The organism is Dietzia sp. 111N12-1 (assembly GCF_001658045.1).
In the GTDB taxonomy this organism is placed as follows: domain Bacteria; phylum Actinomycetota; class Actinomycetes; order Mycobacteriales; family Mycobacteriaceae; genus Dietzia; species Dietzia kunjamensis.
In genome coordinates, this window is the sequence record NZ_LSSV01000003.1 from 1 (window position 1) to 525 (window position 525).

Sequence of the window (525 nt, forward strand, 5' to 3'; positions counted from 1 at the left end):
CCACCTGGTCCTCGGGCCGCCGGTCATCGTGGCGGTGCGAGACCAGGATCACCACCTTGTCATCGGCGGCGGTGCGGAGGTCGCTCATCATGGCGTCGGCTGTCGGCGCGTCTAGGTGCGCAGTCGGCTCGTCGAGCAGGAGGACGTCGGCGCGAGTGAGCAGTGCCCGTGCCACCGCCAATCGTTGACGCTCCCCTCCTGATAGGGCCCGACCGCCGGCCCCGACCCGGGTGTCCAGACCGTCGGGGAGCGCGTCGAGCAGAACGGTCAAACCGACCCGCTCGAGAACCCGCCGCAGTGCGGCGTCATCGGGGGCCTGGGCGGCCGGCCTGGATAGGAGGAGATTGCCGCGCAGGGTGGAGTCAAAGACGTAGGCGTCCTGCGGGCACCAGGCCACGCGGGATCGCCATTCCTTTTCGGCGAACGTCGTGATCGGAGAGGTCTCGGCCCGGATCGTGCCGCCACTGAGGGGCAGTGCCCCCATCACGGCGGATAGCAGCGTGGACTTTCCCGATCCGGACGGCC

1 protein-coding gene is annotated in these 525 nt (G+C 69.9%); it reads right to left on the bottom strand.

What is annotated here, in order from left to right; genetic code table 11:
* On the bottom strand, positions 1-484 hold a 484-nt coding region (locus tag AYO52_RS01955; protein WP_253701763.1), incomplete at its 3' end, for an ATP-binding cassette domain-containing protein.
* Between the last annotated feature and the right edge of the window lie 41 nt (positions 485-525).